At 42.1% G+C, this 12217-nt stretch carries 8 protein-coding genes; 6 read left to right on the top strand and 2 right to left on the bottom strand.

All coding sequences use genetic code 11. The features are described from left to right. Positions 1-60: 60 nt before the first annotated feature. Complete coding sequence (locus JMX48_RS11125) at positions 61-966, bottom strand: alpha/beta fold hydrolase (protein WP_201537756.1); 906 nt, start codon at positions 964-966, stop codon at positions 61-63. Positions 967-1194: 228 nt separating this feature from the next. On the opposite strand from JMX48_RS11125, the gene JMX48_RS11120 reads away from it, so the two are divergent. The 4 genes from JMX48_RS11120 (at position 1195) to JMX48_RS11105 (ending at position 6805) form a co-directional block, all read left to right on the top strand. Further along, positions 1195-1401, top strand: coding sequence for a ParD-like family protein (locus JMX48_RS11120; RefSeq protein WP_201537754.1), 207 nt, complete (start codon positions 1195-1197; stop codon positions 1399-1401). Next, positions 1394-2176, top strand: a complete 783-nt coding sequence (map, locus tag JMX48_RS11115; RefSeq protein ID WP_201537752.1) for a type I methionyl aminopeptidase — start codon at positions 1394-1396, stop codon at positions 2174-2176. Before JMX48_RS11120 ends, map begins: the two co-directional genes overlap by 8 nt. Positions 2177-2716: 540 nt before the next feature. Then, complete coding sequence (locus JMX48_RS11110) at positions 2717-4981, top strand: TonB-dependent receptor (protein ID WP_201537750.1); 2265 nt, start codon at positions 2717-2719, stop codon at positions 4979-4981. Between the two features lie 111 nt (positions 4982-5092). Continuing rightward, positions 5093-6805, top strand: coding sequence for a multidrug ABC transporter permease/ATP-binding protein (locus tag JMX48_RS11105; protein ID WP_201537748.1), 1713 nt, complete (start codon positions 5093-5095; stop codon positions 6803-6805). 238 nt (positions 6806-7043) lie between these two features. Here the strand turns inward: JMX48_RS11105 and JMX48_RS11100 are convergent, their stop codons facing one another. Next, the gene (locus JMX48_RS11100; protein ID WP_201537746.1) at positions 7044-8543 is read right to left on the bottom strand and encodes a PepSY-associated TM helix domain-containing protein; all 1500 of its coding nucleotides are present in this window, start codon (positions 8541-8543) and stop codon (positions 7044-7046) included. A gap of 462 nt (positions 8544-9005) precedes the next feature. Between JMX48_RS11100 and JMX48_RS11095 the strand changes: the two genes are divergently transcribed. Together JMX48_RS11095 and JMX48_RS11090 are read left to right on the top strand one after the other, a co-directional pair. Next, positions 9006-11183 (top strand): TonB-dependent siderophore receptor, encoded by a 2178-nt coding sequence (locus JMX48_RS11095; protein ID WP_227687994.1) that lies wholly within the window; start codon positions 9006-9008, stop codon positions 11181-11183. Positions 11184-11365: 182 nt separating this feature from the next. Beyond that, positions 11366-12109 carry a siderophore-interacting protein gene (locus tag JMX48_RS11090; RefSeq protein WP_201537744.1) on the top strand — a complete coding sequence of 248 codons (744 nt, stop codon included), beginning with the start codon at positions 11366-11368 and terminating at the stop codon, positions 12107-12109. Positions 12110-12217 lie beyond the last annotated feature (108 nt).

Below are 12217 nucleotides of genomic sequence, written 5' to 3'. Positions count from 1 at the left end.
TTACACTCCTAAATTATTACGTCACCATGAATAGATAAGCACACTTATTATAACGTATCGCTATGAGAGGCCAGTTACACTATCGTTGAACTTTTCTATAATAATATTTGCACATTGTTCAGGCGCTTCCATTGGCAAAAGATGGCCATTGTCAGATAGCTCGATAATTTGCGTCGTTGGGACAAGACTTTTCCAGATTTTACGGACTTTGTTGCTAATGAAAATAGAGGGTTTACCCATAATAATGGTATAGGGGAAATCTATGCTATTGAGTTTTTTCAAAGCATCATTGACGAAAGGCGTATCAAAGTAGCTTGCCAACTCTTGCTTGGGCGCAAACAATAGGCTATACCCCGCTTTCTCATTTTGGATGAGACTGTTTTTTGCAAAGATATAAAGATGATCATCGCCGATGCGCTTGAATGCACGATGTGCCCGCAGATATTCGTAATATGCTTCAATGCTTTCCCATTCTGCTTGCTTAGCGAGCGTACTTTTAAAAGGTTCTTGACTGATCTTTATTTTTTTAGGGATCAAATCGGTAATGAGCTTTTGCGATTTAGTAAATGTCACTGGCTCTATCAAATACAACTGTGCAAACAAATCTGGGCGTTTGGCGGCTGCAATAGCAGTGGCTGTAGCGCCTTGAGAGTGACCAATACCGACCACTGGTTTGTCTTGTGTTTTTTCCAAAAAATCAATCAGTGTGTCAGCGTCTTGTTCACGGGTCAGTTTTTTCATGGATGGCAAATCTTGCCAATAGCCACGCATAGCAAGACTTTTCAGATCAAATCGCTCACTGAGTTTGTTCAATAACGGCACATAGACGCCAGTCGCAAATCCATTGCCACCATAAAAATGTGCAGGTGCTAATTTGGCATCTTTATTATTTTCAACCAAGGCGGATAGATCGTAATAGCGTGCGTTTTTACCGTCTATATTAATCGTACGTTCGAATGTTTGCATAGCACGGCTCTTATAGTTAATGAATAATCAAAACTGTTTAAGTAGAAAATATATGGCAGTAGCACTGTACTGGTTTAATTTGAATCACTCCGTTTAGAAATATAGCATAAAAAAATTGGCTATTATCCTGTTAGTAAAAATTATGACTCGCCTATTTGAAAAAATCCTCTTGCATATTTATGATAATAATATACGATTCATATACATTTCGTATATTAGATATTTATTATGGGTATTGTAAAAATTGATGACGAGCTACACGAAGAGATTCGTAAGGCGAGTGCTGTGATGGTGCGTTCTATTAACGCGCAAGCAGAATATTGGATGAAAATAGGGATGCTGGCTGAGGCTAATCCTACTATGACTTATTCTCAAATAATAAATGAGCAAATGAGAAAAGCAGATATCAACATAGGGAATTTGATAGATGGCTGAGATAATACTAAAAACGTCTGAAGAAATAATGATAATGCGTGAATCTGGCCGACTGCTTGCCTCTGTTTTCGATTATCTCGATAAACACATTACCATCAGCACCTCTACGATGGAAATCAACGATCTCGCTGAACGCTATATTGTCGATCAGCTCGCTGCACGTCCAGCGAGCAAAGGTCAATATGGTTATGAGTATGCGCTCAACACGTCAGTCAATAACGTGGTCTGTCATGGCATTCCCTCTGACACTCAAATACTGAAGTCAGGCGATATTGTGAATGTAGATATCACCTTGGAGCAAGGCGGTTTTATCGCAGATTCTAGCAAGATGTATTTGATCGGTGAGGTGCAACCGCTCGCCAAACGCTTGGTGAATAAGACCTATGACGCCATGTGGGAAGGCATACGCGTGGTAAAACCTGGCGCGACTCTTGGTGATATTGGTCATGCCATTCAAACCTATGCTGAGAAGCATGGTTACTCTATCGTACGAGAATATTGTGGTCATGGTATCGGACGTGAGATGCATGAAGCGCCAGAAGTGCTGCATTATGGGCATCAGGGAAAAGGCTTAATACTAGAAGAAGGCATGACATTTACGATTGAGCCAATGATTAATCAAGGTAAAGCCAAAGTCAAAATAAAAAATGATGGCTGGACGGTCGTCACTAGTGATAAAAAACTGTCTGCACAGTGGGAGCATACGATTGCGGTCACATCAGATGGTTATGAGGTTCTGACGATTCGAGACGATGAGCGTGTAAAGACTCTTTGATAAAAATAATAATGGCTTAAATGATAATTTTTATCAATAATATCTATGGCGTGTCCAATTTGTAGATCGTTTAATTCTTCTTACAGAACAAATATCCGCTTCATTAAACAGGCCATTAGCCTCACTTCCTATTAAAATTGGTAAAGCATGGGGCGCGCTTGAAGTAACAGATGTTAAATATTTGAGACAAAAACCAAAGACAACCATTGGCTTATCATAAAAGAATATAGTGATAAAATTTGATTGACGTGCGTAGTAACCGTTAGAATTTTATACGTTTATGTATTTATACCTAACAGCCACTTAGTGAGCTATCAAATATAAGTGATAGCAGGTGCATTCTACTCGGCAAAACTTTTGTCTAACTCTTCATCAATAAATAAAATATTCTTCCTTAAATACTCAATCTTGAACAAAATAATAGCGTTAAATGACATTCTATACTTTTGACAGAGAGGTTTACACTTAATGTAACAATATTATTGTAATGAAAACAATTATCATTATAATAAGCATTTAAACCTTACACCGGAAACATTCATGCAACTGTCTCGCCTATATTTTGCTCTATTTCGCTCTCCAATCTCCTTAAAGTCATTGAGCTCATCTTGTCTGTCTACCTCTGTGCTGCTACTTGGGGTAAGTCAAGCAGCATGGGCACAAACCGACCCAAACATGGATGCTCAGTCAGCTGATCCTAGTGTAGTGCTTGATACTATTGTAGTCACTAGTAGCGCCGATGCTTCAGCAGATGGATTGCCGACAGCCTATGAAGGCGGGCAAGTTGCAACTGGCAGCCGCGTCGGAATCTTGGGCAATCAAGACATTATGGACACGCCCTTCTCCACCACCTCTTACACCAATGAATATATCGCCAATCAGCAAGCGCAAAGTGTGGGCGACCTGCTCAAAAAAGACCCGACTGTCCGTGTCGCGAGAGGCTTTGGTAACTTTCAAGAAGCGTACTTTATGCGCGGCTTTGTGACGACGTCAGATGACACGATGTATAACGGTCTATACGGCATATTACCAAGACAGTATATCGCGACCGAATTGTTTGAACGTGTTGAAGTTCAGCGCGGTGCGTCTACTATGTTAAATGGCGCCGCGCCAAGTGGTGGTAACTCAGGTGGTACGATTAACCTGCTGCCAAAACGCGCAGGCAATGAGCCACTACGTCAATTAACGCTTGGTTATGGTCAAGGCGATCAAGGCAAAGTTGCTGTAGACGTGAGTGATCGCTTCGGTACAAATGATGCATTGGGCGTTCGCTTTAATGCCGCTTATCAAGATGGTGATAGCGCAATCGATGACGAATCTTCAACATTGGGTCTGGCGGCTCTTGGTTTAGATTATAGAGGCGATCAGTATCGACTGTCAGCAGATTTGGGCTGGCAAGACAACAAACTCAAAGAGACTCGTCCCAACGTCACTCTAAATGGTGTTTCTAGAGTACCGAAAGCACCAAAAGGTTCAAAAAACTGGGCACAACCTTGGAGTTACTCAGACGAAGAAGATGTATTTGGTACGCTCAGAGGGGAATATGACTTTAGCGACACTGTGACAGGTTATGGTGCCTATGGCGTTAGAAGTGGCGAGGAAGAAAATTCTTTAGCCAATTTAACCGTCAACAACGTTGATGGTACAGGCACGACTTATCGCTTTGATAATACTCGAAAAGATTTGGTACAAAGTGCCGAGCTTGGTCTGCGGGGTAAATGGCAAACAGGTAAGGTTGATCATGACTGGGTAATAGCAACAAGCCTTTACGATCAAGAAGAAAAAGGTGCTTATGGTTTTGATTTTAATAATCAGCTTGCAACCAATTTGTATAACCCTACTAAGTATCGTAACAACAACTGGTCAGATGCAGCAATTTTTGGCGGCAATTTAGATAATCCAAAACTAGCAAGTGAAAAAACACTACAAAGTTTTGCGCTAGCGGATACTTTTTCTCTGTTTGATGACAAACTAAAAACCACTGTAGGCGTGCGTCATCAGAATATAAAAACCACCAGCTATGACTATAACACTCAGGCTAAAAATAGTGATTATGACGAAAGTAAATGGACACCAAGTGTTGGGATAGTTTATCAACCAAGTCTAGATTGGTCTGTTTATGGCAATTATATTGAAAGCCTAGCTAAAGGAGACACCGCGCCTTTGGTACAGGGTGAAACAATTGTCACTAATGGTGGTCAAGACTTGGCTCCATACGTCAGCAAACAAACTGAAGTGGGTGTTAAGTATGACAACGGCATGATTGGCAGTAGCTTAGCAATATTCCGTACAGATGAGCCACGTGCTTACGTTAATAGTGCCGATACCTTTGTAGCAGCTGGAGAAAACAGCCATCAAGGCGCTGAGCTGTCAGTATTTGGTAGCCCAAGTGAAAATATGCGTCTAATCGCTGGTGTTACTTACTTAAGCGCCAAACAAAAAGATACGGGCGATGTGACATTAGATGGTAAGCGAGTCATTGGTGTACCCACACTTCAAAGTAACGTCAACCTAGAATACGATCTAGCAGCAGTAGAAGGATTGACGTTAACAGGTGATATTATTCACACAGGTGCACGTTATGCCGATGCCGCCAACACCTTAAAAGTTGACGGTTATACCACGCTAGACCTTGGTGCTCGCTACAAAACCATGCTCGCAGGACAAGATGTGACGCTAAAAGGGGTGGTTACTAACGTAACAGGAGAAGATTACTGGCAGTCAGTGGGTGGTCTTCCAAACTATGGGTATTTGAATGCTGGTGAGCCTACTGCCTTAAAAGTATCAGCGACGTTCGACTTTTAAGACATGTAGATTAAACCATATTTATAATCTGTCAATAAAAGGGATTAGGCACAACCTACTCCCTTTTATGCTATCAAAAATACATAAAATTCATTCTACTATTGAGCCATTATGTCTTCTTGCACCACTGTTTCTTTATACAATATGATTTGGGCACACTATCGCCTGCCTTTTCTTAAGGTCATCTTCCTTAATTTGGTGAATGCGGCTGTCAGTGTGGGCATCATCGCTTTTATCAACCATACCTTTATTAGTCAGCCTGTATTTGGTACGTTATCATGGGTGAGTTTGGGCTACTTTGCCGTATTAGTGCTGCTGCTGTTAATCACTACGTTTATATCGCAATATGCTTTAACCCGTTTGGGTCATAAGTTTGTCTATGAGCTCAGAACCAAGCTGGTCAAACAAATTATCGATACCAACGTTCCGCAAATAGACCATTTGGGTAGCGCGCGATTACTCGCCAGCTTGTCTTCAGATATTCAATCCATTACCGTGGCTTTTGTCCGCATGCCAGAATTGGTGCAAGGCGTTATTTTATCTACTGGGGTTGCGCTTTATTTGGGATGGCTTTCATTACCGCTATTACTGATTATCATGTTTTGGATCGTGATGACTATTTGGATAAGTACTATATTGGTGAAGCATGTTTATATTCATTTGAAAGAAATAAGAGACATTAACGATCTTTTGTATCAAGACTATCAATCCATTATAGAAGGTCGCAAAGAGCTTGCCCTGAATCAACACCGCGCCGAAAAACTCTACAAACATGATTTTTTGACTCATGCCAAGTCTTATCAAGAGCGAATTATTAAAGCAGACACATATCATTTATCGGCAGTGAACTGGTCGAACATTATGATGTTTGCAGCGATTGGTGTCGTGTTTGCTGTGTCCAACTATCTTGATATACCCATGGGCATTGCTACTACTTTTTCTTTAACGATTTTATTCATGCAGTCGCCTCTTCTCCATGCGGTTGGCGCTTATCCAACCATGCAAACGGCGCAAGTTGCCTTGGACAAAATACAATCATTGGAGCTGGCAGATTATCATCCAGCGTTTGCGACTGACACCGTCGCAAAAGACTGGCAATCTATTTCTTTGACCGATATTCACTACCGTTACGACAACAGTAATTCTGATACGCTGGCCTTAGCAACAGAAAAAACGGCTCACTCAAGCGATATATTACAAGATGTCAATCTCACTTTGAGACGTGGTGATGTGGTCTTTTTGATCGGCGCGAATGGTAGCGGTAAGTCTACTCTTGCAAAGATTATGACAGGGATTTTTACCCCAACCACTGGCTCTGTGCACATAGACAATCAGCTCATTGACTCAAACAACAATACCGATTATCGGCAGCTTTTTTCTGCCATTTTTAGCGATCAGCATCTTTTCAAACAACTGATTGGCAGTCATGGCAGCGATCCCGATATGACGCTAGTCGCCACTTGGCTGCACAAATTAAATTTGCAAGATAAAGTCAGTGTGACGGATCATCGCTTATCTACGGACAAATTATCGCAGGGACAACGTAAACGATTGGCCATGTTAATCTCTGTCGCTGAGCACAAGGACATACTGTTACTTGATGAATGGGCGGCTGACCAAGACCCTGCTTTTCGTCGCGTGTTCTATCAATCATTGATTCCTGAGCTAAAAGCGCTGGGTAAAACCCTGTTTATTATCAGTCATGATGACAGTTACTTTGAGCATGCTGATCGATTGCTGCTGATGAAAGAGGGAAAATTGATCGAGCTGAATGCTGAAGAGCGACAACGCGCCAGTGCCGATGCAATCTCTATGTTGAAGTAATACCAATGCCAAAAAATATGATTAGCAGTGTCAAATTCGCTTAGTCTATGAAATATAGCACTTGCACTCATTTTCCTTGCTACTCAAGTTTTTGAAAATGGTAAAAATACGGCCTGAAGAATAAAATACTTGAAAATAAAGCAATAACGATAAAAATAGGGGCATCTTTTAGAAAGACGCCCCTATTTTCAGTATAGATATGAGTCAATTATTAAGTCTAATCGTTTACTTCACTTATTTATTTCAATAGTTTCTGTAGAAATTCAACACGAGAAATCAGCAGAAAGTCCAATAATCCGATAACGACAATAGCAATAATTGCCGTTGGAAAAATAATGGACACAATCAGCAAAGGTATCGCAAACGGCCACCATACAGAAAAACTGAGACCACGTGCTGGTGGGTTCAAGCCAATCTTTTCACTCGAATGACTTGGACGGCGTTGCCACCACATAACATAACCACTCACAGAAATCGCAATGACTGATAGACAAAATAAAACGTTGGCAAGCACACTCCATAACCCAAGTGTTCCCATATGGATAGCAGCACCTGCTGCCATAAACTTGCCAAAGGGATTGTAATCATTAAAGCGAATATCTGCCAAAACCTTACCCGAATAGCGATCGATATGTACCGTACGATCAGCGGTTGGGCTCTTCATGTCATAACTCATGGAATCTTGGCTAATCGTCCACACCCCAGTCGAGCCTTGAGGCAGATTCATCTGATAACGCCCTTTAAAGCCAATTTCACGGACAAACCGATCGACCGTATCAATCATAATAGGGCTATTTGGCGCGATACCATCCTTACCCATGGTCGTCCCTGATACGGGCATCGGCGTCAATTCGAGCACCCAAGGCACATCTTTGGTAGTGCCCGTGTTTAGTACATCACCATGTGTGGGAGCCACGGCTGGTGATGCACCATGAACGTGCGGCGCGGCGTTAGTCATATCCATGCCAGCATGGTGTTTATGGCTGGGATCAATCGAAAGTGGCATGGGCGCAACGCCCCACTTGCCCGCAGGGAATTGACTCCAAGCTTGCACGATTCTCTCGCCCCAAATGCCAGCCCAAGCCATGCCTGAAATACAGAAAAACAGCAACACAATGGATATCCAACTGCCTAATGTGGCATGAATAGTCCGAAAAAATGAGCGTTTTTGCTTAATATTGGTATCGTCATCAGGTATCAGCATGGCTTTGACAGATTTACGTTTTTTCCACCACAGATACCAGCCTGTTAAAATCATTAAAATAGTTAAGGAGGCGGTGGTTTCTTGGATATAGTCGCCGACTTTGCCCAATAGCAAATCACTATGAATATCATCAAATGTACTGTACCAGTCACTATTAGTGGGCGTGCTGGTAACAATATCAGCCGTATAAGGATTCACCGCCACCATATTGTCATGCCCTGCTGATACTACCTGAAACAAGGCCACGGTCTTATCATCACGAGGGGCAATATATTTTACCAACGTACTATCAGGTAGCGTTTTGAGCGCGTTTTTGGCTTGAGTGGCAACAGGCGCTTGCACCATCGACTCTGGAGTAGGCACGCTCAAACGGTCATTGTCTCGCCCCGAGGTGTTGGACATGAGTATCATACCAAGCCCTGTGCACGCCAAAATAATTAAAAAAGGAGCGACAAACATGCCTGCATAAAAATGCCAGCGCCATACCGTAAAATAGCGTTGATTGTTGATTGGTTGACGTGTGTGTCTGTTCATAAATATGGCCTTGATAATTTCATTGCTTAATTAACGACATAAATATAGTGATAATAAGAGACAACTTCCATTGTTAAGGACTACTCCTAATAGATTATAAAACCGATACATTGATTAGATATTTTTACACAAATCATCTTATTTATAACTACGGTTGCATGATACGAGAAAATTTATTCAAACACCACTTTTCATAGCAAGTAACTTGTGTTCTGCGAGCTTTTTTTGATTTGCCGATACTATTTGAATGAATGACAGATTTGTAGGCGCTAATCTTATAACTGCTAAGCTTGTGGTATTTGTCACTTGTCTCTCATTATTGATCACCTCTAATCCTTCTAAAGTCTATCAAATTGCAACTTTTTAATGATAACGATAATCATTAGTGTTATTATCTGCATAAACAATGTGCTCAATATGCAGTCTATAATATTCAATAATTACTATTTAATAGGAAATATGATGCCGTCGTCTTTAATCTCCACATCCAGTCGAAAAAAACGTCTCGCAATTGCAGTACAAGTTGGCTTATTAATGAGTCTCAGTTCTGCCTCATATGCCGAGGAAACACCGAGTAGCATCGACGACAATGAGGTTTCGACGCCATCAACTACATTAGATGCGATTACCGTCTATGCTGACAGCTACCGCAGTACAGGCACAAAAACAGCGCTAGATCCCAATGATGCGCCAATGAGTTATACGAGAATTAATCAAGCATTATTACAAAAACGTCAAGCAGACAGTGTCAGTGCGGCACTGCGTTATGAGCCTGGCGTGAGTGCTGAGAGCCGCGGTACTGTGTCTATATTTGATGAATATAATATTCGCGGTTTTAAGACCTACTCCAATTTTTATGATGGACTAAGATTGCCTTATGATGGTGCTTGGAATCTGATGCCGCAAGTAGACATTTATGCCACTGAAGCGGTAGAGGTGTTAAAAGGCCCAGCATCCTCACTCTACGGCTATGCGTCACCCGGTGGCATGGTCAATCAAGTAGCCAAAACCCCAAAAAGCACCCAAGCGTCTGAGGTGCAGCTGCGACTTGGTAATCAAAACCTAAAAGAGATAGCCATCGATACGACAGGTCCTATCTCAGACACGCTCAATTATCGTTTGGTGGCATTAAAACGTAGAAAAGAGGGGCAGATGCAGACCACCGAAGAAGAGCGCACACTTATCAATCCCTCACTTGAGTGGCGACCAACGGATGATGTCTCTGTTCTTGCCAATCTTTTTTATCAAGATGATCCAGAGATGGTGCCCTCCACTCCGTTGCCTGCTGTTGGCACTGTGTATAATGCCAGTTATGGCAAACTGGGCAGTGATGCTTACGCGGGTGATAAATGGAATCGCTTTAGCAAAGAAGTATTTATGCCCAGTGTCACCGTAAACTGGGACATTAACGATAAGTTGACGTTCAAACACATACTGCGCTATACCGATACCGACGCGCAGCAACGCAATATGTACAACAGTGGGTTTGTGAGTGGGAGTGATAAAATACTAAACCGTGTGGCCTACACCACCGATGAGAGTATGAACAACTGGACCACGGACAATCAGCTTGCTTATAAACTAGATACTGCTAACACTTCTCATAATTTGTTATTTGGTATTGAGTATCAAGAAACAGACAGTACTGCGACTTACTATGATGCTGGCGCAGACGGTACGCCAAACCTTGATTTATCTAACCCAGATTTTTCACAAATCAATACCGATACGCTGCCTTTAAATGCCTATCGACAAGATGAAGACATCGAGCAAAGCCAGTTAGGATTTTATGTACAAGACGAGATGACATGGCAAGATTTGACAGTGGTAGCAGGCTTACGTCATGATAACTTTGATAGTATCACTAAGCAGACCAAAGCCTCTGAAGGTGCCGTCTATAGCGACCAAAACATTGATAATGATGCCTCAAAAACCAGTGGTCGTCTCGCAGCTATTTATAACTTTGATAATGGAATATCGCCTTATGCCAGCTACTCGCAATCATTTCAGCCTGTAGTTGGCAGTAACTTTATTACTAACAAGGCGTTTGAGCCTACCACGGCAGATCAGTTAGAAGCCGGTATCAAGTATCTCTCTGCTGATCGCGCCACACAAGGAACATTGGCGGTCTTTGATATCAAACAAAAGAACGTCGTAGTGGCTGATGAAATCAATTATAGAAGCCAAACTCAAACAGGTGAAATCACATCCAAAGGGTTTGAGGTTTCAGGCAGCCACATGCTCAATGACTGGGTAGATATCAATGCAAGTTACAGCTATACCGATGCTGAGATTACAGAGGATGAATTCAACCCTGATGTGATCGGCAACACCCCAGCGCAAACGGCGAAGCACAAAGCCACACTGTGGACAGACTATTACGCCACAGACAAGCTTACACTCAATGCGGGTGTTCGCTATGAAGGTGGCATGCAACTTGATAAACAAAACTCAGATGAGCTGCAAAGCGTGACTTTAGTAGATGTCGGCGGCAACTATCGAATCAACCCGATGCTCACTGTCGGTGCTAGTATCAACAATCTCTTTGATAAAACCTATGTCGGCACTTGCTACGATATCAATAACTGCTGGATGGGACCTGAACGGCAAATGTCAGTCAGTCTAAAGGCCAACTTTTAATAATCTCAAAACTGTTTATTGATTAGATGAGCAAAATTCCATACTGCCAATTATATTTTTTGAGCATAGTATTAAGACTGAACAACCATCAAATCGGTTTGATGGTTTTATTCTGATGGTTTAGTCACAATATAATAGCAAACACTTTTAGCACTACCGTTACAAGAGAAGGAAAATACATCATGGCAAAACCCAATCCAAGATTACTTGAGGTCATTCAAACCAAATACATCACGCCAAATATGTGCCGTATCACGCTTGGTGGTGATGATTTACTAGACTTTCCTGTCGATCAAGAAAGTGCTTACATCAAACTCATATTTCCTCAGGGCGAAGAAGCTCGACCACTGATGCGCACGTATACCATCAGCGTCCAACGTGATAATGAAATAGACGTTGATTTTGCTTTGCATGATGCTGAAGGTCCTGCCTCAACATGGGCGCGAAACGCCCAAATGGGCGACCAAATATTAGTCGGCGGCCCCGGACCAAAAAAGCTCATCAACAATGAGGCAGACTGGTTTTTATTAATTGGCGATATGACCGCCCTACCTGCCATTACCGTCAACCTTGCCCAGCTGCCTGATGATGCACGCGGCTATGCCGTACTTGAGGTGACGACTGAGGCGGATCGTCAAACACTTAAAAAACCAGAAAACGTCGAAATCCATTGGGTTATTAACGCGGAGCCAAATATAGAAAGCAGCCCATTGCTTGAACATGCCAAAACCTTGACTTGGCTGGCAGGGCAACCTGCAGTTTGGGCGGCTTGTGAATTCCATAGTATGCGTGCCCTACGCCAATACTTTAAAGTAGAGCGTCCCATACCAAAAACGCATTTATACATATCCAGCTATTGGAAAGTCGATAACACAGAAGATCAGCATAAAATCGAGAAACGCAATGATGCAGAAAGCGTCGCCTAATACGCGACGGGCATTTATAGTTTTGACAGTCTATAGTCAATCCAGAATAAAAGAGATACAACCCATATCATGAAACAGTTTAGGTAGATTATTCTCCATCCACCCTTG

Source organism: Psychrobacter immobilis, from assembly GCF_904846225.1.
Lineage (GTDB): Bacteria > Pseudomonadota > Gammaproteobacteria > Pseudomonadales > Moraxellaceae > Psychrobacter > Psychrobacter immobilis_F.
This window is presented reverse-complemented; position numbering and strand designations above follow the sequence as displayed.